The organism is Salinicola sp. DM10 (assembly GCF_017306975.2).
GTDB lineage: Bacteria > Pseudomonadota > Gammaproteobacteria > Pseudomonadales > Halomonadaceae > Salinicola.
The window spans coordinates 1,658,936-1,684,200 of the sequence record NZ_JAFLEN020000001.1 but is presented as its reverse complement, the minus strand read 5'-3'; the positions used below and the strand labels follow the sequence as shown (position 1 = coordinate 1,684,200).

Sequence of the window (25,265 nt, the reverse complement as noted above, 5' to 3'; positions counted from 1 at the left end):
AGTTCGGTGGGTGTCGCAGGCCGTGGTGAGCCGTGGTGAAGAGACGACAGAAACGGCGTCGAGGCGTTGGCTTCGACGACCGGCGACTTCATCTTGCGTGGGTTCTATGGTATAAAGCCGCGCGCTCGACTGCAATTCCCGTCCTGACGCGGCGCGAGACAGCGATGTCTCATGCCCACATGATGGTGGAGGCGGTCGACGCGACAGTGGCGGTGAGTGCACTCGTCTCGAGGCGCCACCGGAAAAAACACACACGCACCGACACATGGTCCCGGGTGCCGTGACGGCAACGCCGAACGGTCGGATCCATGGGGTGTGTGGAGGCCCAACCCGATTCTTCAGGAGTCACCATGGCACAAGTCAACATGCGCGACCTGCTCAAGGCAGGTGCACACTTCGGTCACCAGACCCGTTACTGGAACCCGAAGATGGGTCAGTACATCTTCGGCGCACGTAACAAGATTCACATCATCAACCTCGAACATACCCTGCCGGCGCTGCTCGAAGCCACTGGCGTGGTCGAGAAGATGGCCGCTTCCAACAACAAGATCCTGTTCGTCGGCACCAAGCGTTCCGCCAGCAAGATCATCAAGGAAGAGGCGAATCGCGTCGGTCAGCCGTTCGTCAACCACCGCTGGCTGGGCGGCATGCTGACGAACTACAAGACCATTCGTCAGTCGATCAAGCGTCTGCGTGAACTCGAGACCATGCGTGAAGATGGCACCTTCGAGAAGCTGACCAAGAAAGAGGTCCTGATGGCGACCCGCGAGCAGGAGAAGCTCGAGCGTTCCATCGGCGGTATCAAGGAGATGGGTGGCCTGCCCGACGCGCTGTTCGTGATCGACGTCGACCACGAGCGCATCGCGATCAACGAAGCCAACAAGCTCGGCATCCCGGTCATCGGCGTGGTCGACACCAACTCCAACCCGGACGGCGTCGACTACGTCATCCCGGGTAACGACGACTCCATTCGCGCCATCCAGATCTACGTGCAGGCGATCGCCGATGCCTGCGCCAAGGCGAAGGAAGGCCGTCCGGACGAGTTCGTCGAAGTCAGCGAGACCAGCGACGCCGCGGCCGAGTAACGCCGCAGGCAATCGCGTCTGCGTTGGGCGTGCTCCCGCAGGGCGGTCACCGGATCGCCGACATCCGCGCAGACAGAGGGGGCTTCGAGCCCCCTTTTTACACCCGCAGCGGTGCCCCGCGGGCGCCGTTCGTCAGACGAAACAGCGATTTTCAGAGGGACTCACATGGCAGCTATCAGCGCTTCTCTAGTCAAGGAACTGCGTGAGCGTACCGGTCTCGGCATGATGGAGTGCAAGAAGGCACTCACCGAAGCCGAGGGCGACATCGAGCGTGCGATCGAAGATCTGCGCAAGAACTCTGGCCTCAAGGCAGCCAAGAAGGCCGGCCGTACCGCCGCCGAAGGCGCCATCGTCACCCGCGTGGCCGCCGACGGCAGCTACGGCGCGATGCTCGAAGTCAACTCCGAGACCGACTTCGTCTCGCGTGACGACAACTTCAAGGGCTTCGCTGACAAGGTCATGGCCAAGGTGTTCGAGACCAAGTCCGAAGACATCGCCGCGATCATGGACGGTGAGCTGGAAGACGCGCGCAACCAGCTGGTGCAGAAGATCGGCGAGAACATCTCCGTGCGCCGCGCGGTGGTCGTCGATGCGCCGGAAGGTGGCGTGGTCGGTGCCTACGTCCACGGTGACCGTATCGGCGTGCTGACCGTGCTCAAGGGCGGCAACGCCGACGTGGCCAAGGACGTCGCCATGCACGTGGCCGCGATCAACCCGGTCGTCGCGCGTCCGGAAGAGATGCCGCAGGAGCAGCTCGATCAGGAGAAGGCGATCATCCTGGCGCAGCCGGACATGGCCGGCAAGCCGAGCGAAATCGCCGAGAAGATGGTCCAGGGCCGTCTGAAGAAGTACCTGGCCGAGAACAGCCTGACCGAGCAGCCGTTCGTCAAGGACCCGAACCAGTCCGTGGCCGAGTACGCCAAGAGCGCTGGCGGCGAAGTCATCGGCTTCACGCGTTTCGAGGTCGGCGAGGGCATCGAGAAGGAAGAGGTCGATTTCGCCAAGGAAGTCATGGAACAGGCTCGCCGCTGAGCCCCGTGATTTTCGACGGGAGCGGTGGTCGCCAGGCGTCCGCGACTGCTCCCAGTGATGGCGTGCGCGAAAGCGCACGCCATCGCGTATCCGCTGGATGAGAATCGCGTTCCTCCAGCCGGTCCTGCCGACACGCCCCGCAATTACCAGGAGAGATCCCCATGTCCGACGTCGTCGACCGTTCGAACAAGCCCGCCGAGAAGTCGAAGTACAAGCGCATTCTGCTCAAGCTGTCCGGTGAGGCACTGACCGGCGAGCAGGAGTTCGGCATCGATCCCAAGGTGCTCGACCGCATGGCACTGGAGATCGGCCAACTGGTAGGGATCGGCGTGCAGGTGGGTATCGTGATCGGCGGCGGCAACCTGTTCCGCGGCGCGGCACTGCATGCCGCCGGCATGGAGCGGGTCACCGGCGACCACATGGGTATGCTGGCGACGGTGATGAATGCGCTGGCGATGCGCGATGCGCTGGAGCGTTCCAACATCCGCTCGCGGGTGATGTCGGCGATCCCCATGAGCGGCGTGGTCGAGCACTACGACCGCCGCACCGCGATTCGCTATCTCACCTCCGGCGACGTGGTGATCTTCTCCGCGGGTACCGGTAACCCCTTCTTCACCACCGACTCCGCCGCCTGCCTGCGCGGTATCGAGATCGATGCCAACGTGGTGGTCAAGGCCACCAAGGTCGACGGTGTCTACGACAAGGATCCGGTCAAGCACCCCGACGCCGTCAAGTACGAGCGCCTGGGGTATGATGACGTCCTCGACCAGAAGCTCGGGGTGATGGATTTGACCGCCATCTGTCTGGTACGTGACCATGACATGCCGGTGCGCGTGTTCGACATGACCAAGCCCGGCGCGCTGTTGAATCTGGTGGTCGGTGGGCGAGAAGGCACGCTGATTGATTGAGGTTTAGGACATGATCGACGACATCAAGAAAGACGCCGAAGGGCGTATGAAGAAGAGCCTGGAGTCGCTCCAGACCAACTTCCACAAGATTCGTACCGGCCGCGCCCACCCCAGCATTCTGGATGCGGTGATGGTCGAGTACTACGGCAGCGACGTGCCGCTCAACCAGGTCGCCAACGTCAACGTCGAGGACGCGCGCACGCTCGCCGTCACGCCGTGGGAGCGGACCATGGTGCAGAAGATCGAGAAGGCGATCATGACCTCCGATCTGGGCTTGAATCCGTCCACCGCGGGCACCGTCATCCGCGTGCCGATGCCGCCGCTGACCGAAGAGACGCGTCGCAACTACATCAAGCAGGCCCGCGCCGAGGCCGAGAACGCCCGCGTGGCGGTACGCAACGTGCGCCGCGACGCCAACAGCGACCTCAAGTCCCTGCTCAAGGACAAGGAGATCACCGAGGACGACGAGCGTCGCGGTGAAGAAGAGGTCCAGAAGCTGACCGACAAGTACGTCAGCGAGATCGACAAGCTTCTGGAATCCAAGGAACACGACCTGATGCAGGTGTGAGGTTCGACGGCGGCACGGGCATGAGGCGCGTGCCGCCGTCGCCCATCCGGCTTGCGAGATATCATGACAGACATGCAGTCGCGTGACGCCCTGGCGATGTCGTCGGTGCCTCGCCATGTGGCGATCATCATGGACGGCAACAATCGCTGGGCGCGCGCCCGGGGGCTCTCCAGCGCGCAGGGACATCGCGCTGGGGTCGAGTCGTTACGCAGCGTGATCCGCCGGGCGGCGGAACTCGGCGTCGGCACCCTCACCCTGTTCGCCTTCTCCAGCGAGAACTGGCGCCGGCCCTCGGCCGAAGTCAGTGCCTTGATGGAGCTTTTCATGCTCGTGCTCAAGCGCGAGGTCAAGAAACTCGACGACAACGGCATCCGGCTGTCGATCATCGGCGACCGTCGGCGCTTCTCCAGTTCGCTGCAGAAGCAGATGGCGCGCGCCGAGGCGCAGACCCGTGACAACCCGGGGCTGCATCTGGTGGTGGCGGCCAACTACGGCGGCCGCTGGGACATCGCCCAGGCTTCGCGCCGGCTGGCCCGGCGGGTGGCTGACGGCGAACTGGCTCCGGAAGAGATCGACGAGGCGCTGCTCGATAGCGAGATCTGCCTGGCCGGCGAGCCGGCGGTGGATCTGTGTATCCGCACCAGCGGCGAGCAGCGTATCTCCAACTTCCTGCTGTGGCAGCTGGCCTACGCCGAACTGGTGTTTTCGCCGCAGCTATGGCCCGATTTCGACGCCGCCGCGTTCGATGCCGCGCTGGAAGATTTCCAGCAGCGGCAGCGCCGTTTCGGCATGAGTCAACAGCAAGTCGAGGCGCATGGTGCTTAGGCAACGGATTCTGACCGCACTGGTACTGGCGCCGCTGGCGCTGGCCGGCCTGTTCGGGCTCGACGGCGGCGCCTTTGCGCTGTTCACCGCCCTGGTGCTGCTGCTCGGTGCCTGGGAGTGGGCGCGTCTGGCCGGCTTCGCCGCCACCGCGCCGCGTCTGGCCTATACCGCGGCGCTGGGTGTGGCGCTGCTGGTGGCGTGGTTCGCCGGCTGGGCGTCCGCCCACTGGCCGCTATGGCTGGGCGTGCTCGGCTGGCTGGCCAATGCCCGCTGGGTCATTCGCTACCCGGATGCCACTCACGAGTGGCAGCGCCCCGGCGTGCGCCTGGCCATGGGCGTATGGGTGCTGTTTCCGTGCTGGGTCGGTTTCTATCAGCTGCGCCAGGAGGGTAGCGAGTGGCTGCTGTTCGTGCTGCTGCTGGTGTGGCTGGCGGACATCGGTGCCTACTTCTCCGGGCGCCGCTTCGGCCGGCGTAAGCTGGCCCGGCATGTCAGCCCCGGCAAGTCCTGGGAGGGCGTTTACGGCGGCTGGGTGGCGGTGGCGCTGCTGGCGCTGGCCTACGCGCTGTGGCTGCCGCTCGACGCCGGTCAGGCCCTGGGTCTGTTGCTGCTGGCGTTGCTGGTGGCACTGGTGTCGGTGGTGGGGGATCTGTTCGAGAGCATGCTCAAGCGTTTCTGCGGCCTCAAGGACTCCAGCCGTCTGCTTCCCGGGCATGGCGGCATTCTCGATCGCATCGACAGCCTGACCGCGGCAGTGCCGCTGTTCGCGCTGATCAGCCCCTGGCTGGGATAACCCCGCATGAGTGCATCTCCCCCCCTGAAGGTCAGCGTGCTCGGCGCGACCGGCTCCATCGGACGCAGCACCCTCGACGTACTGGCGCGTCACCCCGAGCGCTACCGGCTGCATGCGGTGACCGCCCAGCGCTCGCGCGAGGCGCTGCTCGAGCTGTGTCTGGCATGGGCGCCGGCTCGGGCGGTGATCGGCAGTGCCGCGGACGCCGCCTGGCTGCGCGCCGAGCTGGGCGCCGCCGGCCATGTCGCCACCGAGGTGAGCAGCGGCGAGCAGGCGCTGATCGAGGTCGCCGGTGATCCCGACGCCGACGTGGTGATGGCGGCGATCGTCGGTGCCGCCGGGCTTTTGCCCACGCTGGCGGCGGTGGAGGCGGGCAAGCGCGTGCTGCTCGCCAACAAGGAAGCGCTGGTGATGTCCGGTAGCCTGTTCATGCAGGCGGTAGCGCGCGCCGGGGCGACACTTTTACCGATCGATTCGGAACATAATGCGATCTATCAGTGTCTTCCTATGCAGCATCGCGGCGGGCTCGAGCGTCTCGGCGTCTCGCGCCTGCTGCTGACCGCCTCCGGCGGCCCGTTCCGTGAATGGGCCAGCGCCGACCTGGACAGGGTGACGCCGGCCCAGGCCTGCGCGCACCCCAACTGGTCGATGGGGCAGAAGATTTCGGTCGACAGCGCCACCCTGATGAACAAGGGGCTGGAGCTGATCGAGGCGTGCTGGCTGTTCGATGCCAGCCCGGCCCAGGTCGAGGTGGTGGTCCACCCCCAGAGCATCGTCCACTCGATGGTGGGCTACAGCGATGGTTCGGTGCTGGCGCAGTTGGGCAACCCCGACATGCGCACGCCGATCGCCTACGGCCTGGCCTGGCCCGAGCGTATCGATGCCGGGGTCGCGGCGCTCGACCTGTTCGCGGTCGGGCGGCTCGATTTCGAGCCGCCCGACGAGCAGCGCTTCCCTTGCCTGCGCCTGGCGCGCCAGGCGATGGTGGCCGGCGGCACCGCGCCGGCGGTTCTCAACGCTGCCAACGAGATCGCGGTGCAGGCGTTTCTGGCCGGCCGGCTGTCGTTCCCGGGCATCGCCCGGGTGGTGGCAGCGACCCTCGAGGCGCTCGAGGTGCGCGCAGCCGATTCGCTCGACGTGATAATGTGCGAGGATGCACGCGCCCGGCGTACCGCCGAATCGCTGCTGCCACAATGATCCGGCTGGCCGGATCCTGCTATAGGGGACGGGCGTGATGGATGCGCTCCAGAATGTGCTGGCCGTCATCGTCGTGCTCGGCCTGTTGATCACTTTTCACGAGTTTGGCCACTTCTGGGTCGCGCGTCGCTGCGGGGTCAAGGTGCTGCGCTTCTCGGTCGGCTTCGGCAAGCCGCTGTGGTCGCGTCGCGATCGTCACGGCACCGAATTCGCGCTGGCCGCGGTCCCGCTCGGCGGCTACGTCAAGATGCTCGACGAGCGCGAAGGCCCGGTGGCCTCGGCCGAACGTGAGCACGCCTTCAATCGCAAGAGCGTGTGGGCGCGCATCGCTATCGTCGCTGCCGGCCCGATCGCCAATCTGCTGCTGGCGGTGGTCGCTTACTGGGCGCTGTTCGTCTATGGCACCACCACGGTGGCGCCGGTGGTGGGCGCGGTGGTGCCGGGGTCGCCGGCGGCCGAGGGCGGGCTGCGTCAGGGTCAGGAGATCGTCAGCGTGCAGGGCGAGCCGACGCCCTCCTGGAACGACGTCAATCTGCAGCTGATCGCGGCGATCGGCGCCGACGGCGCGCTGAGCGTGACCACCCGTGAGCGCGCCGACGGCCCGACCACCGACCATCGCGTGCCGGTCAGCGGCTGGCTGGTGCGTCAGGATCCGCCGCAGCCGCTGGCCACGCTCGGCGTGGTGCCGTTCCGGCCGACGGCGCCGGCGGTGCTGGGGCAGGTGCTCGAGGGCGGCCCGGCGGCCAAGGCCGGGCTCCAGCCCGGTGACCGCCTGCTGCGCGTCGACGGGCGTGAGCTCGACGACTGGGCGGGCTTCGTCGAGGCTGTGCGCGCGCATCCGGGCCAGCCGCTTGAGGTGACCCTGTCGCGGGACGGCGAGACGCGCACGCAGACCCTGACGCCGGACAGCCGCGAGGCCGAGGATGGTGCACGTATCGGATATGTCGGTGCGGCGTCCGAGCCGGTCGAGTGGCCGGCACAGTACCGCCGCGAGATTCGTTACGGGCCGCTGGCCGCGGTGGGCCAGGCGCTCGACAAGACCGGCGAGATGACCTGGCTCACCGCCGATTCGATTCGCAAGATGGTGGTGGGCTGGATTTCGCCCTCCAACCTTTCCGGGCCGATCACCATTGCGCGGATCGCGGGGGACTCGGCGCGCAGTGGGGTCGAGACCTTCATCGGTTTTCTTGCCTACCTGTCGATCAGCCTGGGGGTGCTCAACCTGCTGCCGATTCCGGTACTCGATGGCGGGCATCTGGTCTACTACCTGATCGAGCTGGTGCGCGGGCGGCCGGTATCGGAGAATGCCCAGGCCATGGGGCTCAAGATCGGTGTGGCGCTGGTCGGCTGTCTGATGGTGATGGCGCTCTATTTCGATCTGATGCGGCTCTAGGCGCTGGCCGAGATGCGGCTCTGGGCAATGGCCGAAAAGGACTGCGCCCGCCGAGGGATGGCGACGGACGACGAAAGGAAGACCTCGGTGATCGACGGGCCTGGCCTTGTCAGTCACTGAGGGAAATGTATAAGGTGCCTGTTCGATACGCGGGCGGACCCCAGAGAAGCGACTGATTGCATGAAACTCAAGACCATCGGATTGGCAGGACTGTTGCTGGCCAGCTCGCCTGTGGCGCTGGCTGCACCTTTCGAGATTTCGGATATTCGCGTGGAGGGGCTGCAGCGCGTTTCGGCGGCTTCGGTCTTCAACGCCTTTCCCGTCAGCGCCGACCAGCGGGTCGACGATCAGCAACTGGGCGACGCCGCGCAGAAACTGTTCCAGACCGGGCTCTTCGACGACATTCGCCTCTCGCGCGACGGCGACGTCCTGATCATCAACGTGGTCGAGCGCCCCTCGATCGCCGAGATCAACATCGAGGGCAACTCGCAGATCTCCGACGACGACCTGCGCAAGGGGCTGCGTGACGCTGGCATCGCCGAGGGGCAGGTGCTGCAGCGCTCCACCCTTGAGGAGATGCAGCGCGAGCTCGAGCGCCTCTATCAGTCCCAGGGCCGCTACAGTTCCAACATCGAGACCTCGGTCGAGCAGCTCGAACGCAACCGCGTGCGCGTCAACATCGACATCAACGAGGGCGAGGTCGCCAAGATTCGCCAGATCAACGTGGTCGGCAATCAGGCCTACGACGACGATACCCTGCGCGATCTGTTCAAGCTGGAGGACAAGCCCGGCTGGTTCTTCGGCTGGTTCTCCGACGACAAGTACTCCCGCGAGGCGCTCTCCGGTGACCTGGAGACGCTGCGCTCGTGGTATCTCGACCGCGGCTACGTCAATTTCCGTATCACCTCGACCCAGGTCTCGATCAGCCCCGACAAGTCGCGCATCTTCGTCACCATCAACGTCGACGAGGGCAAGCGCTACAAGCTCGACCAGATCCGTTTCGACGGCGATCTCAAGATGGACGAGTCGGTGGCGCGCTCGCTGGTGACCGCCAAGCCCGGCGAGTATTTCTCCCAGAGCAAGCTCACCGCCTCCTCCGAGGCGCTGCGCCAGAAGCTCGGCGCCGAGGGCTTCGCCTTCGCCGACATCAAGGCGGTGCCCACGGTGCACGACGGCAGCGATACCGTCGACGTGACCTTCCGCGTCGACCCGGGTCGCCGGGCCTACGTGCGCCGGATCAACTTCGAAGGCAACACCACCACCCAGGACGAGGTGCTGCGCCGCGAGATGGTGCAGATGGAGGGCGCGCCGGCCTCCACCGACCAGATTTCGCAGTCGCGTCAGCGGCTCGAACGGCTCGGCTTCTTCAAGCAGGTCGACGTTGACACGCGCCCGGTGGCCGGCGAGCCGGACCAGCTCGATGTCACCTATAACGTCCAGGAGCAGCCCTCCGGCTCGATCTCGGCCAGCGTCGGCTTCTCGCAGAGCGCCGGGGTGATCTACGGTGCGGCGCTGGCCCAGAACAACTTCCTGGGTACCGGCAACCGCGTCAATATCGGTGCCCAGCGCAGTGATACCTTCACCAACGTCAACTTCGGCTACACCGATCCGTACTGGACGCTGGACGGTATCTCGCGCGGTTACAACGTCTTCTACCGCGAGACCAACTACGAAGACTCCGATATCTCGACCTACTCCACCGATTCCTACGGCGGCAACATCAACTTCGGCTACCCGATCAACGATCTGTCGCGGTTGAACTTCGGCGTCGGCCTCGAAAACCTGTCGATCGACACCTACGACGACACGCCCGCCGAGATCGTCCAGTACGTCGATGACCAGGGTGAGGACTTCCTCAACTACAAGCTCACTGCGAGCTGGACCCGCAACAATCTCAACCGCGGCATCATGCCCACCGCGGGCAGCTATCAGCGCGTCTCGCTGGAGACCGCGGTACCCGGCTCCGACGCCGAGTACTACAAGCTGCGCTATCGCGGCCAGAAGCTGTTCGAGCTCAACCCGGACTGGTCGCTCAAGTTCAGCAGCAACCTGGGCTACGCCGATACCCTGGGCTCCAACGACCCGTATCCGTTCTACGAGAACTTCTACGCCGGCGGTCTGGGCTCGGTACGCGGTTACACCGGCAATACGCTGGGGCCGAAGACCACCAAGCGTGGAAACGGTGACGACGACACCCTGGGCGGCAACGTGCTGGTCGAAGGGTCGGCGGAGCTGATCTACCCGTTCCCGTGGGTCGAGGATCGCCGTTCGCTGCAGACCAGTATCTTCCTGGACGGTGGTAATACCTTCCTGACCGACTGCTACGATGTGCCCGAGGGCATGACCTCGAGCTGCAAGAGCGGTGTCGATCTGGGCGATCTGCGCTACAGCGTCGGCCTGGGGCTCTCCTGGCTGACCCCGGTGGGGCCGCTGACCTTCAGCGTGGCCAAGCCGCTCAACGAGAAGGATGGCGACGACCCGCAGGTGTTCCAGTTCTCGCTGGGTCAGACCTTCTGACGGGAGGCTTTCGCCGATCGTCGCTCCCGGTGTCGCCTCTCAGCGGGCGCACCGGGGGCAGGGCGACTCCCGCGAAGCGCCACGGTGGTATCTGCCGGGGTGAGGTTCATCAAGCTCCATTCACCAAGCTCTACTCATCAAGCTCCATTCATCGAGAGCGTATGCTCAAGGAGGCGCGGATGCGCAAGGTAATAGGTGCCCTCGGGCTAGGACTCATGACGCTGGTTTCCCTGCCGGCGATGGCCACCGACGTTGGCGTGCTCGACTGGCGTCAGGCGCTGATGTCCTCGCAGTCGGCGCAGGCGTCGATGAACCAGCTGAAGAACCGCATCGGGCCGCAGCAGAAGCAGGCCGAGGCGCTCGGTCAGCAGCTGCAGCAGCTGCAGGAGAAACTGCAGAAGAACGGCGACGTGATGTCCGAGTCCGAGCGCAACGCGGTGACCCAGCAGCTGCGCCAGAAGGGCGGCCAGTTCCAGCAGCTGCGCGGCCAGATCGCCCAGGCTCAGCAGCAGGCCGAACAGCAGTATCTGAAGGGTGCCAAGCCCAAGCTCGACCAGGCGATCCAGCGTGTGGTCAAGCAGCGTGGGCTCGACATGGTCGTGGATCGCGACGCGGTGGTCTACTCCGGCGACAGCCTGGACATCACCAACGAAGTGACCAAGATCTTCAACTCACTCAACTGACGATCGAGAACGGCCCCCGTTCATGAAGAGTGCTGCCCCCGCTTCCTACACGCTCGGCGAACTCGCCGAGCGCATCGATGCTCGCCTGGTCGGTGATCCCGACCTCCGCGTCAGCGGCCTGGCGACCCTGACCGATGCCGGTCCGGGCGATCTGGCCTTTCTCGCCAATCGTGCCTATCTCAAGTATCTGGCCGATACCCGCGCCAGCGCGGTGCTGGTGCACCCGGCCCACGGCGAGACCTGCCCGTGCCCGCGGCTGGAGCTCGACAACCCCTATCTGGGCTACGCGCGACTGTCGCGGCTGTTCGATCCGCTGGACAACCGCGACTCGCAGGGTGTCCATCCCAGTGCGGTGGTCTCCCCCGATGCGGTGATCGGAGCGCGGGTCGAGATCGGCGCGCACTGCGTGATCGAGGCCGGAGTCGAGATCGCCGACGACTGCGTGATCGGTGCCGGCAGCTTCATCGGCGCCGACACCACCCTGGGGCAGGGCTCGCGCCTGCACGCCAACGTCACGCTCTATCACGGCGTCAGCGTGGGCCAGCGGGCGATTCTCCACAGCGGCTGCGTGATCGGCGGCGATGGTTTCGGTTTCGCCCACGACGGCGCATCCTGGGAGAAGATCGCTCAGCTCGGCGGCGTGCGTCTGGGTGACGATGTCGAGGTGGGTAGCTGTTCGAGCATCGACCGCGGCGCGCTGGGTGACACCCTGATCGGCAACGGGGTCAAGATCGACTCCCAGGTGCAGATCGCCCACAACGTGCAGATCGGTGATCACAGCGCCCTGGCCGGCTGTGTCGGCATCGCCGGTTCGACCAAGGTCGGCCGTCACTGCCTGCTCGGCGGTGGGGTGGGGCTCTCGGGCCATCTGACCCTGGCCGACGGGGTCCAGGTGACCGGCATGAGTCTGGTCACCAATTCGATCCTCGAGCCGGGCGTCTACTCCTCCGGAACGGGCTCGATGTCGAATAGTCAGTGGCGCAAGAACGCGGTACGCTTCAAGCAGTTGGACGAGATCGCCAAGCGTCTGACGCGACTCGAGCGTGGCCGACGCGATGCGTGAACGGAGGGGCACGGCAACCGGCGCGGGGGCGAAAGGCTGGCAGCCCTGTAGTGCGCCTGTATAATGCCCGCCCACATGGGTGAACGCCGCTTTACCTCCGTGTGCCTGCCTTTTCGGCAGGCATTTCGTTATTTCAGAGGTCGTATTGATGATAATGGACATCAACCAGATTCGTGAGTATCTACCGCATCGTTATCCTTTTCTGCTGGTAGATCGCGTGACGGATATCACGCTGGGCGAATCGATCGTGGCGTACAAGAACGTCAGCATCAACGAACCCTTCTTCAACGGCCACTTCCCCCATCATCCGATCATGCCGGGCGTGCTGATCATCGAGGCACTGGCCCAGGCCTGCGGTATTCTCGGCTTCAAGACCGTCAACAAGCTGCCCGCCGACGGCTATGTCTATTATCTCGTGGGTAGTGACAACGTGCGCTTCAAGCGTCCGGTGATGCCGGGCGACCAGCTCAAGCTCGAAGCCGACGTGATCAAGGGCAAGCGCGGCATCTGGAAATTCGCCTGCCGCGCCAGCGTCGGCGGCGAGCTGGCCTGCGAGGGCGAAATCATCTGCGCCGAGAGGAAAATCGCTTGATTCATCCCACCGCCATCGTCGATCCCGCTGCGCGTCTGGCCGCTGACGTCGAGGTCGGCCCGTACAGTGTGATCGGTCCCGATGTCGAGATCGATGCGGGCTGCGTGATCGGCCCGCATGTGGTGATCAAGGGGCCGACACGCCTGGGCCAGCGCAATCGTATCTTCCAGTTCGCCTCCGTGGGTGAGGAGTGCCAGGACAAGAAGTACGCCGGTGAGCCCACCCGGCTGGAGGTGGGAGACGACAACGTCATCCGCGAGAGCGTGACCATTCACCGCGGCACGGTGCAGGATCGCGGCGTCACCACCATCGGCAGCCGCAACCTGTTCATGGCCTACTCCCACGTCGGCCACGACTGCCTGATCGGCGACGACTGCATCCTGGCCAACCAGGCCACCCTGGCCGGCCACGTGACCCTGGGCAACTTCTCCATCCTCGGTGGGCTGTCGGCGATCCACCAGTTCTGCCACATGGGTGAGCATGCCATGGTCGGCGGCTGTTCGGCGATCACCAAGGACATCCCGGCGTTCATCATGGTCAGCGGCAATCCGGCCGCGCCCCACGGGCTCAATTCGATCGGACTCAAGCGCCGCGGTTTCTCCGCCGAGGCGATCAAGGCCCTCGGCGAAGGGTACCGTCTGGTCTATCGCAAGGGGTTGACCCTGGAGCAGGCGGTCGCCGAGATCGAGAGCCGCTTCGCGCTCGAGGAGACCCAGCGCTTCGTCGACTCGCTCAAGGTTTCCCAGCGCGGCATCATCCGCTAGGGAAGCGCTGAATAAATCGACGAGCGAGGTCAGCATGCGCGTCTATCTGGTGGCCGGCGAGCTTTCCGGTGACATCCTCGGCGCCGGATTGATGCAGGCGCTGCGCCGGCGTCGCCCCGATGTCGAGTTCCGCGGTATCGGCGGGCCGCGCATGCAGGCCCAGGGGCTCGAATCGCTCTACCCGCTGGAGACGCTGTCGGTGATGGGGCTGTTCGAGGTGCTCAAGCACCTGCCCGGGCTGATCAAGGTGCGTCGCCATCTCGAGCGCGATGCGCTCGCCTGGCGGCCCGACGTGATGATCGGTATCGACGCCCCGGACTTCAATCTCGGCCTCGAACTCAAGCTGCGCCAGCGCGGCATCCGCACCTGCCACTACGTCAGCCCCTCGGTCTGGGCCTGGCGCCAGGGCCGGGTCAAGAAGATCGCCCGCGCGGTCGACGCCATGCTCACCTTTCTGCCGTTCGAGGCTGCGTTCTACGCCGAGCACCGGGTGCCGGTGGCCTATGTCGGCCATCCGCTGGCCGACGAGCTGCCTCTGGTCAATGACCGCGGCGCCGCGCGTGAGGCGCTGGGGCTCGACCCGGCCACGCCGACCCTGGCACTGCTACCCGGCTCGCGCAGCAACGAGGTGCGCTTCCAGGGCGAGATCTTCCTACGCGCCGCCGCCGCGCTGCGCGAGCGGCTGGGTGAGCTGCAGGTGGTGATCCCCGCGGCCTCGCCGCAGCGCCGGGAGGAGCTCGAGGCACTGCTCGAACGCTTTCCGCAGCTGGCCGAGCGGGTCACGCTCTGCGATGGCCGCTCGCGCGAGGCGATGACCGCCGCCGACGCGGTGCTGCTGACCTCGGGCACCGCAGCGCTGGAGACCATGCTCTGCCACCGCGCCATGGTGGTCGCCTATCGCATGGCGCCGGCCACCTACTGGCTGGCCCAGCGGCTGGTCAAGACACGCTGGATCTCGCTGCCCAATCTGATCGCCCAGGAGGAACTGGTGCCGGAGCTGATCCAGGACGCGGTGGATGCCGAGCGCCTGGTCGAGACGCTGACACCCTGGTTCGCCGACAGCACCCGGCGCGAGGCGCTGGAGACACGCTTCGTCGAGCTGCACGCCGGGTTGCAGCGCGGTGCCAGCGAGCGCGCCGCCAGTGCCGTGCTCGAACTGGTCGAGCACGGTGCGCTCAGTGTCACCGCCTCTAACGCCAGTGCTTCTAAAGTCAGCTCCTCTTGAGAGTTCAGCCATGCCCGCCAAGCGCGCCCCTCAGACCTATCCCGAACTGGTGATCGACTATGCCGGCGAGCGCCTCGCCGGTGTCGACGAAGTCGGGCGCGGCCCGCTGGTGGGTGCGGTGGTGGCGGCGGCGGTGATCCTCGATCCGGCGCGCCCCATCGACGGGCTGACCGACTCCAAGCGGCTGAGTGCGGCCCGCCGCGAGGCGCTGGACCGGCGCATCCGCGACCAAGCGCTGGCCTTTGCGGTGGCCGAGGCCACGCCGGAGGAGATCGACCGGCTCAATATCTATCACGCCACGCATCTGGCGATGCGCCGCGCCATCGATGCGCTGCCGCTGGCCGCGGAGTATCTGCTGGTCGACGGCAACCGCCTGCCGGGCCACGCCTGTCCGGGGCAGGCGGTGGTCAAGGGCGATCTACGCCATCCGGCGATCAGCGCCGCGTCGATTCTGGCCAAGGTGGCGCGCGACGCCCAGATGGCCGAGCTGGATGCGCGCCATCCCGAGTATGGCTTCGCCCGCCACAAGGGTTACCCCACCCGTGAGCACCTCGATGCGCTCGTCCGCTGGGGGCCGCTGGCGGCCCACCGGCGCTCGTTCGCCCCGGTGCGCGAGCAGCTGGCGCTGTTCTCCTGAGCGGCACCCTGTCCCATTCCCGGAGTCTCTGCTTGCCCGGGGCCAAGCTGGTATCCTGTCGCGGTCACTCATTCGCCGCCCGATCTCGAGTTCGTCATGACTACACCTTTCGTTCATCTCCGTGTTCACAGCGAGTACTCCCTGGTCGACGGCCTGGTGCGCCTCAAGCCGCTGATCAATGCCAGCGTGGAGGCCGGCATGCCGGCCCTGGCGGTCACCGACGACACCAACCTGTTCGGCCTGGTGAAGGTCTACAAGGCGGCCCAGGGGGCCGGTCTGAAGCCGGTCATCGGCGCCGACTTCTGGCTCCACAACGCCCATGACGAGAGCCATCCCTATCGGCTCACGCTGCTGGCGATGAACGACACCGGCTACCGCAATCTGACCGAGCTGATCTCGCGCGCCTGGACCGACGGCCAGCGCCAGAACCAGGCGATCCTCGACAAGCAGTGGGTGTTCGAGCAGAGCGACGGGCTGATCGCCCTCTCCGGGGCGCGCGAGGGTGAGATCGGGCGCTTTCTGATCGCCGAGCACGTCGACACCGCGCGCACGCTGCTGGCGGAGTGGAACCAGTACTTCCCCGGGCGCTTCTATCTCGAACTGCAGCGCACCGGGCGCCAGTACGACGAGGAGTGCGTCTACCACTCCGTGCGCCTGGCCAGCGAGACCGGCACTCCGGTGGTGGCCACCAACGATGTGCGCTTCCTCGCCCGCGAGGACTTCTGGGCCCACGAGACTCGGGTCTCGATCGGTGAGGGCAAGGCGCTGGAGGATCCGCGGCGCGAGCGCAAGTACACCGAGGAGCAGTATCTCAAGACCCCCGAGGAGATGGCTGCGCTGTTCGCCGATATCCCCGAGGCGCTGGAGAACAGCGTGCTGATCGCGGCGCGCTGCAACGCCACGGTGCGTCTGGGCGAGATCTTCCTGCCGGAGTATCCGATCCCCGAGGGCATGACCCAGGACACCTTCTTTCGCAAGATCTCCCATGACGGTCTCAGCGAGCGCCTGAACCAGCTGTTCTCAGGCGAGAATCCGATCTACCCCGGGCGCGTACTCGCCGACTACGAGCCCGAGTATCGCAAGCGCCTCGACTTCGAGCTCGACATCATTCTCAAGATGGGCTTCCCCGGCTACTTCCTGATCGTGATGGACTTCATCCAGTGGGCCAAGGACAACGATATCCCGGTGGGGCCGGGGCGTGGTTCCGGGGCCGGCTCGCTGGTCGCCTATGCGCTCAAGATCACCGATCTCGATCCGCTGGAGTACGACCTGCTGTTCGAGCGCTTCCTCAACCCCGAGCGCGTCTCGATGCCCGACTTCGACGTCGACTTCTGCATGGAGAAGCGCGACCGGGTGATCGACTACGTGGCCGACCGCTACGGCCGCAACGCGGTATCGCAGATCGTCACCTTCGGCACCATGGCGGCCAAGGCGGTGGTGCGCGACGTGGCGCGCGCCCAGGGCAAGCCCTACTCGATGGGCGACAAGCTCTCCAAGCTGATCCCGTTCGAGGTCGGCATGACCCTGGCCAAGGCGATCGAGCAGGAGCCGCAGCTCAAGGAGTATCTCGAGGCCGATGAGGAGGCCGCCGAGATCTGGGAGATGGCGCTCAAGCTCGAGGGCATCACCCGCGGTACCGGCAAGCACGCCGGCGGGGTGGTGATCGCACCGACCAAGCTCACCGACTTCTCGCCGCTACTGTGCGAGCCGGATGGCTCCGGGCTGGTGGTGCAGTTCGACAAGAACGACGTCGAGGACGCCGGGCTGGTCAAGTTCGACTTCCTCGGCCTGCGCACGCTCACCATCATCGACTGGGCGCTGGAGATGGTCGATGTGGTGCGCGGGCGTGAAGGGCAGGAGCCGCTGGATATCAGCACCATCCCGCTCGATGACAAGCCGACCTTCGACATGCTCAAGAAGGCCGAGACCACGGCGGTGTTCCAGCTCGAATCCCGCGGCATGAAGGAGCTGATCAAGCGCCTGCAGCCCGACTCGCTGGAGGACATGATCGCCCTCGTCGCGCTGTTCCGTCCGGGGCCGCTGCAGTCGGGCATGGTGGATGACTTCATCAACCGTAAGCACGGCCGTGCCGAGCTGGCCTATCCCCACCCGGACTACCAGCACGAGCTGTTGAAGCCGGTGCTCGAACCCACCTACGGCATCATCCTCTACCAGGAGCAGGTGATGCAGATCGCCCAGGTCCTGGCCGGCTACACCCTGGGCCAGGCGGACATGCTGCGCCGTGCCATGGGCAAGAAGAAGCCGGAGGAGATGGCCAAGCAGCGCGCCGGCTTCATGGAGGGGTGTGCCAACAACGGCATCGACAAGGACCTGGCCGGCAACCTGTTCGACCTGGTGGAGAAGTTCGCCGGCTACGGCTTCAACAAGTCGCACTCGGCGGCCTACGGGCTGGTCTCCTATCAGACCGCCTGGCTCAAGGCGCACTATCCGGGGCCGTTCATGGCCGCGGTGCTCTCCACCGAGATGGACAACCTCGACAAGGTGGTGCCGCTGATCGAGGAGTGCCGCCACATCGGGCTGACGGTGACCCCGCCGGACGTCAACGTCGGCGCCTACAAGTTCACCGTCGATGACAGCGCTCGGGTGGTCTACGGCCTGGGGGCGATCCGCGGCGTGGGCGAGGGCCCGATCGCGGCGATCGTCGAGGCGCGCCAGGCCGACGGGCCGTTCACCGATCTGTTCGACTTCTGCCGCCGCATCGACGGCAAGCGCATGAACAAGCGCACCCTCGAGGCGCTGATCCGCTCCGGCGCGCTCGACAACCTGGGGCCGTCGCGGGCGGTGATGGCGGCCTCGCTGGACGCCGCGCTCAAGGCCGCGTCGCAGAATCAGACCAACCAGAACCTGGGCATGATCGACATGTTCGGCGAGGCTTTCGTCGATACCGCCGATGGTGACGTCTACGCCGACTATCGCCATGCCCGCGACTGGAGCGACAAGGAGCGCCTGGCCGGCGAGAAGGATACCCTCGGGCTCTATCTCACCGGCCACCCGATCGACGAGTACGAGCACGAGCTCAAGCGTTTCGTGGCTACCCGGATCGTCGATCTCAAGCCGTCGCGGGAGCCGCAGCGCGTGGCCGGGCTGGTGGTGGCGATGCGTACCATGAAGTCCAAGCGCGGCGACACCATGGCCTTCGTCACCCTCGACGACCGCACCGGGCGCATCGAGGCGTCGCTGTTCGGCGAGCTGTTCGACCAGGTGCGCGGCCAGCTCAATGCCGATCAGGTGCTGATCATCGAAGGCGAGGTCTCCAGCGACGACTACTCCGGCGGTCTGCGCCTGCGCAGCAAGGAGGTCACGCTGATGGCGGACGCGCGTGCCCGTTTCGGCGAGGCGATCGAGCTCTCGGTCGATGGCGCACGTCTCAATGGGCGCTTCTCGCGCTCGCTCCATGACAGCCTGACGCCGTGGCTCAGCGAGCGCGGGCTGCCGGTGCGGGTGCGCTATCGCAACGCCAGTGCCAGCGGCTGCTTCGAGCTCGCCGAGGCGTGGCGAGTGTCGCCCAGCGACGAGCTGATCACCGCGCTGCGCGACGTCGAGGGCCACGAATCGGTCGCCCTGCGCTACCGCGGCGGTTGACGGCGGTTGCCAACACTCGTGAGGGTGCGATAATGACGCGTTTTCGCCGCAGCGTACGCCGCACGCTTCAGGTTGCCAGGACATCACAGTAGACGCCCTATGAATCCCAACTATCTGGACTTTGAACAGCCGATCGCCGAACTTCAGGCCAAGATCGAAGAACTGCGCCTGGTCGGGAACGACAGCCGCATCAGCCTGAGCGACGAGATCGGCAAGCTCGAAGAGAAGAGCCGCAAGCTCACCGAGCAGATCTTCCGTGACCTGACCGCCTGGCAGGTGACGCAGCTGTCGCGGCATCCGCAGCGTCCCTACACGCTGGACTATCTCGACAGCATTTTCACCGAGTTCGACGAGCTGCACGGTGACCGCAACTTCGCCGACGACGCCGCCCTGGTCGGCGGCGTGGCGCGGCTCGACGGCAAGCCGGTGATGGTGATCGGCCATCAGAAGGGTCGCGACGTCAAGGAGAAGGTGCGCCGCAACTTCGGCATGCCGCGCCCGGAGGGCTACCGCAAGGCGTGCCGTCTGATGGAGATGGCCGAGCGCTTCAAGATGCCGGTGCTCACCTTCATCGACACCCCGGGCGCCTATCCGGGCATCGACGCCGAGGAGCGCGGCCAGTCGGAAGCGATCGCCTACAACCTGGCGGTGATGTCGCGGCTCAAGACGCCGATCATCGCCACCGTGATCGGCGAGGGCGGCTCCGGCGGGGCGCTGGCCATCGGCGTCTGCGACGAGCTGCAGATGCTGCAGTACTCCACCTACTCGGTGATCTCGCCCGAAGGCTGCGCCTCGATCCTGTGGAAGAGCGCCGAGAAGGCTTCCGAAGCGGCTCATGCGATGGGCATCACCGCCGAGCGGCTGAAGGAGCTGGGCTTCGTCGACACCTTGATCGACGAGCCGCTGGGCGGCGCCCATCGTCATCCCCACAAGACCGCGGAGAGCGTGCGCGCGGCGCTGCTCGAAAGCCTCGACCGGCTGCAGGGGATGGACACCGACGCGCTGCTGGCGCGCCGCTACGAACGCCTGATGTCCTACGGCGCCCCGCAGTAAGGTCACGCCTGGCCGCGTCACGCTCTCCATGACCGAGGCGCGCTCAGGAGCTCTCCCGGTGGCCGACTCTCGTCCTCCTCTCGATGTACTCGATGCCCTCATCACTGAAGCCCTGGCGCCACTGGCCCCGGGGCGACGGCTATGGGTGGCGCTCTCCGGCGGTCTCGATTCTTCGCTGCTGCTGAGCCGGGCGGCGCCGGCGGCGCGCGCGCAGGGGATTACCCTGAGCGCGGTGCATATCGACCACGGCCTGCAGCCTGCGGCGGCGACCTTCGTCGACCACTGCCGGGCGCTGTGCGCCGCGCTTGCGGTGCCGCTGAGCGTGGTGCCGGTTGCGGTGACGCCGATCGGGCAGGGGCTCGAGGCGGCGGCTCGGGAGGCGCGCTACGCCGCCTTCGCCGCCACTCTGGCGCCAGGCGACCTGCTGTGGCTGGCGCAGCACGCCGACGACCAGCTCGAGACCTTCCTGCTCGCCGCGCTGCGCGGCAGCGGCGTGACCGGGCTCGCCGGCATGCCGTTACGGCGGCACTGGCGGGGCCTGGAGATCGTGCGGCCCTGGCTCGGGGTGTCGCGATCGACGCTGCGCGCCGCCGCCGAACAGTGTGAGCTCGCCTGGTGCGAAGACCCCTCCAATCACGCGCTCCAGCACGACCGTAACTTCCTGCGCCACCGGGTCGTGCCGCCGCTGAGCGAGCGCTGGCCCGGGGCGGCCGCGGCGGTGGGGCGCAGTGCGGCCTGGCTGGCGGAAGCGGATGAGCTGCTCGCCGAGCTGGCCGAGAGCGATCTCGCCCGCGCCGGCGGGGACCCCGAGTGCCTGCCGCTGGCGCTGCTGACGCCGCTGAGCGCCGCACGCCAACGCCTGCTGGTGCGCCACGCCCTGGCTCGCCTGGGCCTGCCGGCACCGCCGGCGGCGCGCCTGGCCGAGCTGCGCCGCCAGTGGCAGGCGAACCACGACCGGATGGTCAGGGTCGTGTGGCCCGGGGCGCAGGCGCGGGTATGGCGCGGCTCACTCTATCTGTTGCCGACGCCGGTGCCGTTGGACCCGCAGTGGTGCACCCGTTGGGATGGCCGCGAGGGGCTGGTCACGCCCTGGGGAGCCTACCGCTATCGCGTGATCCGCGAACCCGACCCCGATGAAAGCGCTGCCGAGGGGAGCGCTACCCAGAAGGGGGTTCTCGAAGAGGGTGTCAGCGAAGAGGGTGTCAGCGAAGAGGGTATTAACGAAGAGAGCGTTAACGAGGCGCTGACACTGCGGGTGACCCTGCGCCGCGGCGGCGAGCGCCTGCGTCTGGCCGGCCGTGGCAGCCGCGACGTCAAGCGGCTGCTGCAGGAGGCCGGCCTGCCGCCGTGGGAGCGTGAGCGCGTGCCGCTGGTGTGGCACGACGACACGCTGGTAGCGGTGCTGGGGGTGGCAACCGCCGCGGGCTGGCGGCAGATGCCGCTGCCCGCGGCGGAGTGATAGCGTGCGGGGTGTCGCCAGCCCGCGGCGCTATTCGTTGTAGTTGAGTGCCAGCCCAACGCTGCGCTGGTAGCCGGCTTCCTCTTCGAGATCGTTGAGCACCAGCGGATGTAGACGTGCCGCCGGCAGCGTCAGATTCAGAGTCTCGCCCTCGGCATCGAGCTGGAAGTCGTCGATCGCCTGCTCCGGGCGCGAATGATTGAGCAGCACCGCCAGGCGCAGCAGCCGCGCCAGCCGAGCGTAGGCCGGGCGCGCCGCTTCGGGCAGCGCCTCGAGCTCCTTGTGCGGGAACTTGCGCCGGTGGGCGCGCACCAGGAACGCCAGCGCCTGCTGCTCCGGACGCGAGAAGCCGGGCATGTCGGAGTACTCCAGTAGATAGGCCCCGTGGCGATGGAACTGGCTGTGCGAAATGGCCAGGCCGATCTCGCACAGGCGCGCCGCCCAGGCCAGGAACAGGCGCTGCTCTGGGTTGAGCCCCCAGGCCTTGCGCACCTGATCGAAGGCGTGCAGCGCGCTGCGCTCGACGTTGTCGGCGTGGGCCAGGTCGACGCTGTAGCGGCGCATCATCTGTTCGACGCTGTGGCGGCGCGAATCCTCCGGGGTGTTGCGCCCGATCAGATCGTAGAGCACCCCCTCGCGCAGGGCGCCGTCGGAGTAGCGCATGCGCTCGAGCTCGAAGGCCTCGAATACCGCGCACAGAATCGCGATCCCGGCCGGGAACACCCGCGCCCGATCCTCCTTGAGCCCCTCCATGGCGACCTTGTCCAGGTGGCCGCAGTTGATCAGCCGCTTGCGCAGCGCCAGCAGCGCGTCCCGCTCGATGACCCCGGCATCGCCCTCACCGTGGGCGGCGATGACCGCGGCTGCGGCCTTGATCGTGCCGCTGGAACCGATCGGGTCCTGCCAGCCCAGACGGCGATAGGTATTCTGGATGTTGGCGAGCTCGGAGAGTGCCGCCATCTCGGCGCGGCGAAAGCGTTTCTCGCTGATGTCGCCGTTGGCGAAGAAGGCGCCGGTATAGGCGACGCAGCCCATGTGCAGGCTCTCCAGCGCCTGGGGCTCGAAATCCTCGCCGATGATGAACTCGGTGGAGCCGCCGCCGATATCGACGATCAGCCGCCGGCCGTGCACTTCGGCCAGCGCGTGGGCAGCGCCCAGATAGATCAGACGCGCCTCTTCGCGGCCGCCGATGATCTCGATCGGGTGGCCGATCAGCGCCTCGGCGCGGGTGATCAGGGCGTGGGCGTTGTGGGCGGCGCGCAGAGCGTTGGTCCCCACGATGCGCAGGTCACCCGGCGCGACTTCGGCGAGAAAGGGCGCAAAGCGCTCGAGACAGCCCAGGGCGCGCTCCATCGCCGCCGGGGTGAAGTTCTCGTCGGCATCCAGGCCGGCGGCGAGCTGAACCTTCTCGCCCATCTTGGCGACCACCTGCAGGCGGCCATCCTGATAGTTGGCGACCAGCAGGTGGAAACTGTTGGAGCCGAGATCGATGGCTGCCAGGCGACGGGTGGTCTCGGTGGCGGTCGGCTTACCGCTCATGGCGTGGCGTCCTCGACGGCGATCTGAACAAGGCGCGGGACGTAGCCGCCGGCGCCCTCGAGAGCCGGCCGCCGGCGTCCCGCGGCGGTAAAAGGTGAGTGCAAGGTTGCGTTGCCCTCCCGGGCTTGTCAATCGGCCCGCCGCTCTGCATGCTGCCCCCATAGATCCTTTCAGGCAGGCAGCCATGGTGCAGAGACTCAAGCTCGACGGTGACACCTTCGACGCCTGGCGCGAGCGCCCCGGCGGGGCGCGGCTGGCGGTGTTCGTGGCCGCCTGGTGCCAGCCCTGCGAGAGCCTGTTGGCAACGCTCGCCACGAGCGGCGACGGGTTGGGGCTGGAGCAGCCGGTGGGGGTGATCGACGTCGACCGCGAGCCTGCTTTGGCCGAGCGCTACGGCGTTCGCGGCACGCCCACGCTGACGCTGTTCGTCAACGGCGAGGCGCGTACCTCGCGGGTGGGCGCGCTCTCGCCGAGCCAGCTCTCGCAACTGTGCGACGAGGCCACGCGCAGCTGAATGCCGAGCGGCGCCCGCCGCCATGACTTGCCACTATGCTTGCCACCCTGCTGCGGTCACTCCTTGCCACCATCGAATGACTTGCGTTCGCCGGGCGGCTTGTCTACCATCGGGACGTTCGCCTGTTCCGAATGCTTCTCGACCGCCTCGCGGTCCCCCAAGTCGTCAGTCACCCCAGTTCCGATCACCGGATCGACATTGCGTCTATCGGACGACCGTCCGAAAGATCACAGGCGAATCGAACCGCTCTCCCGGCATCTTTGGCCAACCGGTCCCTCCAAGTCACGGTGACCGGCCATCCAGACGAACAGCCCGGCTTCTGGGACGACTGAACGCGCCGCGCGGCGTATGCACTGACCGCCTCTTGTCCTTTCTTTCTTCATTCGGCAACCGCCATTGCCTGCGACACGAGCCATTTCTGACCGAACTCATGAATCTAACCGAACTCAAGCAAAAATCCGTTCCTGAGCTGCTGGATATCGCCCGGGAAATGGGCATCGATAATCTTGCCCGTTCGCGCAAGCAGGACATTATCTTCGCGATCCTGAAGAAGCACGCCAAGAGCGGTGAAGACATCTACGGGGATGGGGTTCTGGAGATTCTCCAGGACGGTTTCGGTTTCCTGCGCAGCGCCGACTCTTCCTATCTCGCCGGCCCGGACGATATCTACGTCTCGCCGTCGCAGATCCGGCGCTTCAACCTGCGCAAGGGCGACTCCATCTCCGGCAAGATCCGGCCGCCGAAAGAGGGCGAGCGCTATTTCGCGCTGCTCAAGGTCAACGAGATCAATTTCGACAAGCCGGAAAACGCCAAGCACAAGATCCTGTTCGAGAACCTGACGCCGCTGTTCCCGCAGGAGCGTCTGGTGATGGAGATCGGCAACGGCTCCACCGAGGACATCACCGCCCGCGTGATCGACCTCACCGCGCCGATCGGCAAGGGCCAGCGTGGCCTGATCGTGTCGCCGCCCAAGGCGGGTAAGACACTGATGCTGCAGAACATCGCCACCTCGATCACGCGCAACAATCCCGAGTGCCACATGATCGTGCTGCTGATCGACGAGCGCCCGGAGGAAGTGACCGAGATGTCGCGCACGGTGCGCGGCGAGGTGGTGGCGTCGACCTTCGACGAGCCGCCGGCACGCCACGTGCAGGTCGCCGAGATGGTGATCGAGAAGGCCAAGCGCCTGGTCGAGCACAAGAAGGACGTGGTCATCCTGCTCGACTCCATCACCCGTCTGGCGCGCGCCTACAACACCGTGGTGCCCTCCTCCGGCAAGGTGCTCACCGGTGGTGTCGACGCCCACGCGCTGGAGAAGCCCAAGCGTTTCTTCGGGGCCGCGCGTAACATCGAAGAGGGCGGCAGCCTGACCATCATCGCCACCGCGCTGGTCGACACCGGCTCGAAGATGGACGAGGTGATCTTCGAGGAGTTCAAGGGTACCGGCAACATGGAGGCGCACCTCGACCGCAAGCTGGCCGAGCGCCGCGTCTACCCGGCCCTCAACATTCGCCGCTCCGGCACCCGGCGCGAGGACCTGATCGCCTCCGAGGACGAGATGCAGCGCATGTGGATCCTGCGCAAGCTGCTCAACCCGATGGACGACGTGGCGGCTACCGAGTTCCTGATCGACCGCTTGAAGGATACCAAGACCAATCTGGAGTTCTTCGAGGCCATGAAGCGTAGATAACATCGATCTGCGCTCGGCAGTAAGGCGTTGAACGCCGATTCGCCTTGTCCTGCCAGCGCTCGTTCCGATGCCAGGCCGCAAACGGTCGGTATTGGGACATCGAGCGCAGATGCAATGAAAGGGCA

At 66.4% G+C, this 25,265-nt stretch carries 21 protein-coding genes; 20 read left to right on the top strand and 1 reads right to left on the bottom strand.

Annotated features, from left to right (window positions below):
• The first annotated feature begins 350 nt into the window (after window positions 1-350).
• The 18 genes from rpsB (at window position 351) to tilS (ending at window position 21,397) form a co-directional block, all read left to right on the top strand.
• A complete protein-coding gene (rpsB, locus tag J0A90_RS07465) occupies window positions 351-1,085 on the top strand; it encodes a 30S ribosomal protein S2 (protein WP_035472496.1) in 735 nt (244 codons plus the stop codon).
• Window positions 1,086-1,250: 165 nt separating this feature from the next.
• On the top strand, window positions 1,251-2,117 hold the full coding sequence (gene tsf, locus J0A90_RS07460) for a translation elongation factor Ts (protein WP_207033170.1): 867 nt from the start codon (window positions 1,251-1,253) through the stop codon (window positions 2,115-2,117).
• A 161-nt stretch (window positions 2,118-2,278) separates the two neighbouring features.
• On the top strand, window positions 2,279-3,025 hold the full coding sequence (gene pyrH, locus J0A90_RS07455) for a UMP kinase (protein ID WP_035472500.1): 747 nt from the start codon (window positions 2,279-2,281) through the stop codon (window positions 3,023-3,025).
• A gap of 10 nt (window positions 3,026-3,035) precedes the next feature.
• Window positions 3,036-3,593: a ribosome recycling factor gene (gene frr, locus J0A90_RS07450; RefSeq protein WP_207033167.1), complete on the top strand. Its 558-nt coding sequence runs from the start codon at window positions 3,036-3,038 to the stop codon at window positions 3,591-3,593.
• 63 nt (window positions 3,594-3,656) lie between these two features.
• Window positions 3,657-4,418: a polyprenyl diphosphate synthase gene (uppS, locus tag J0A90_RS07445; protein ID WP_207033166.1), complete on the top strand. Its 762-nt coding sequence runs from the start codon at window positions 3,657-3,659 to the stop codon at window positions 4,416-4,418.
• Window positions 4,411-5,211 (top strand): phosphatidate cytidylyltransferase, encoded by an 801-nt coding sequence (locus J0A90_RS07440; protein WP_207033688.1) that lies wholly within the window; start codon window positions 4,411-4,413, stop codon window positions 5,209-5,211. The genes uppS and J0A90_RS07440 overlap by 8 nt, the downstream gene beginning before the upstream one ends.
• 6 nt (window positions 5,212-5,217) lie before the next feature.
• Complete coding sequence (ispC, locus tag J0A90_RS07435; RefSeq protein ID WP_207033164.1) at window positions 5,218-6,408, top strand: 1-deoxy-D-xylulose-5-phosphate reductoisomerase; 1,191 nt, start codon at window positions 5,218-5,220, stop codon at window positions 6,406-6,408.
• Window positions 6,409-6,445: 37 nt separating this feature from the next.
• Window positions 6,446-7,801, top strand: coding sequence for an RIP metalloprotease RseP (gene rseP / locus J0A90_RS07430; protein WP_207033162.1), 1,356 nt, complete (start codon window positions 6,446-6,448; stop codon window positions 7,799-7,801).
• Window positions 7,802-7,981: 180 nt separating this feature from the next.
• Window positions 7,982-10,318 (top strand): outer membrane protein assembly factor BamA, encoded by a 2,337-nt coding sequence (gene bamA / locus J0A90_RS07425; RefSeq protein ID WP_233076586.1) that lies wholly within the window; start codon window positions 7,982-7,984, stop codon window positions 10,316-10,318.
• Between the two features lie 179 nt (window positions 10,319-10,497).
• The gene (locus J0A90_RS07420) at window positions 10,498-11,001 is read left to right on the top strand and encodes an OmpH family outer membrane protein (RefSeq protein WP_035472565.1); all 504 of its coding nucleotides are present in this window, start codon (window positions 10,498-10,500) and stop codon (window positions 10,999-11,001) included.
• A 22-nt stretch (window positions 11,002-11,023) separates the two neighbouring features.
• Window positions 11,024-12,064, top strand: coding sequence for a UDP-3-O-(3-hydroxymyristoyl)glucosamine N-acyltransferase (gene lpxD / locus J0A90_RS07415; protein ID WP_207033160.1), 1,041 nt, complete (start codon window positions 11,024-11,026; stop codon window positions 12,062-12,064).
• Between the two features lie 148 nt (window positions 12,065-12,212).
• Window positions 12,213-12,656 (top strand): 3-hydroxyacyl-ACP dehydratase FabZ, encoded by a 444-nt coding sequence (fabZ, locus tag J0A90_RS07410; RefSeq protein WP_207033158.1) that lies wholly within the window; start codon window positions 12,213-12,215, stop codon window positions 12,654-12,656.
• Window positions 12,653-13,420: an acyl-ACP--UDP-N-acetylglucosamine O-acyltransferase gene (lpxA, locus tag J0A90_RS07405; RefSeq protein ID WP_207033156.1), complete on the top strand. Its 768-nt coding sequence runs from the start codon at window positions 12,653-12,655 to the stop codon at window positions 13,418-13,420. Before fabZ ends, lpxA begins: the two co-directional genes overlap by 4 nt.
• A gap of 34 nt (window positions 13,421-13,454) precedes the next feature.
• A complete protein-coding gene (gene lpxB, locus J0A90_RS07400; RefSeq protein ID WP_207033154.1) occupies window positions 13,455-14,645 on the top strand; it encodes a lipid-A-disaccharide synthase in 1,191 nt (396 codons plus the stop codon).
• Between the two features lie 10 nt (window positions 14,646-14,655).
• Window positions 14,656-15,282: a ribonuclease HII gene (rnhB, locus tag J0A90_RS07395; RefSeq protein ID WP_207033153.1), complete on the top strand. Its 627-nt coding sequence runs from the start codon at window positions 14,656-14,658 to the stop codon at window positions 15,280-15,282.
• A gap of 96 nt (window positions 15,283-15,378) precedes the next feature.
• Window positions 15,379-18,885: a DNA polymerase III subunit alpha gene (gene dnaE, locus J0A90_RS07390; RefSeq protein ID WP_233076585.1), complete on the top strand. Its 3,507-nt coding sequence runs from the start codon at window positions 15,379-15,381 to the stop codon at window positions 18,883-18,885.
• A 99-nt stretch (window positions 18,886-18,984) separates the two neighbouring features.
• Window positions 18,985-19,938, top strand: coding sequence for an acetyl-CoA carboxylase carboxyltransferase subunit alpha (locus J0A90_RS07385; protein ID WP_207033151.1), 954 nt, complete (start codon window positions 18,985-18,987; stop codon window positions 19,936-19,938).
• A 58-nt stretch (window positions 19,939-19,996) separates the two neighbouring features.
• Window positions 19,997-21,397 (top strand): tRNA lysidine(34) synthetase TilS, encoded by a 1,401-nt coding sequence (gene tilS / locus J0A90_RS07380; RefSeq protein WP_233076584.1) that lies wholly within the window; start codon window positions 19,997-19,999, stop codon window positions 21,395-21,397.
• Between the two features lie 30 nt (window positions 21,398-21,427).
• Here the strand turns inward: tilS and J0A90_RS07375 are convergent, their stop codons facing one another.
• Window positions 21,428-22,936, bottom strand: coding sequence for a Ppx/GppA phosphatase family protein (locus tag J0A90_RS07375; RefSeq protein WP_207033146.1), 1,509 nt, complete (start codon window positions 22,934-22,936; stop codon window positions 21,428-21,430).
• 184 nt (window positions 22,937-23,120) lie between these two features.
• Here J0A90_RS07375 and J0A90_RS07370 point away from each other — a divergent pair, with 184 nt between their 5' ends.
• Both J0A90_RS07370 and rho read left to right on the top strand, forming a co-directional pair.
• Complete coding sequence (locus tag J0A90_RS07370; RefSeq protein WP_207033144.1) at window positions 23,121-23,450, top strand: co-chaperone YbbN; 330 nt, start codon at window positions 23,121-23,123, stop codon at window positions 23,448-23,450.
• Window positions 23,451-23,880: 430 nt separating this feature from the next.
• The gene (rho, locus tag J0A90_RS07365) at window positions 23,881-25,140 is read left to right on the top strand and encodes a transcription termination factor Rho (RefSeq protein WP_035472528.1); all 1,260 of its coding nucleotides are present in this window, start codon (window positions 23,881-23,883) and stop codon (window positions 25,138-25,140) included.
• Window positions 25,141-25,265: the final 125 nt, after the last annotated feature.